The following is a 468-nucleotide window of genomic DNA, read 5'->3' as shown; positions in this document are numbered from 1 at the left end:
AGAAGTTATCGTGGATGCCTACACGATCGACGCCCAGCACCTCCTGCCACATTAGCGCCAGCTGCGCTTCCACTTCGGTTCGCGGCGCTGTGTATCCGGCTGCCGCTCCGCTTCCCGACGGCTTCGGCAGCGCCCGGCGGTCCACTTTGCCATTCGGCGTCAGCGGCAGCTCTTCCAGCTGCATGAAGTGCGTCGGCAGCATATACGATGGCAGCGATACGGTCAGGGCGGTACGCAGCTCGGCCGCCGCAAGCGGACGGTCGCCTGTCACATAAGCGCACAGTTCCTGCGTGCCCGCGCCCATTTCGCCAGCTGCTGCAGTTACAACGGCTTCGATTACGCCCGGGATTTGCAGCAGCCGGGCTTCGATCTCACTGAGTTCAATCCGGTGCCCCCGGATCTTCACCTGATGGTCGATCCGCCCCAGATGCTCCAGCCGGCCGTCAGGCAGCCAGCGTGCCAAATCTC

At 63.9% G+C, this 468-nt stretch carries 1 protein-coding gene; it reads right to left on the bottom strand.

Annotation, left to right across the window (positions count from 1 at the left end; translation table 11 throughout):
- Positions 1–468, bottom strand: a 468-nt coding sequence (locus A372_RS32575; protein WP_036702551.1) for an AMP-binding enzyme, incomplete at both ends; no start/stop codon positions are given.

It is taken from the genome of Paenibacillus sp. OSY-SE (assembly GCF_000283315.1).
Taxonomy (GTDB): Bacteria; Bacillota; Bacilli; order Paenibacillales; family Paenibacillaceae; genus Paenibacillus_B; species Paenibacillus_B profundus.
The sequence above is the reverse complement of the archived record's forward strand: the minus strand, read 5'-3'. Positions and strand labels throughout refer to the sequence as shown.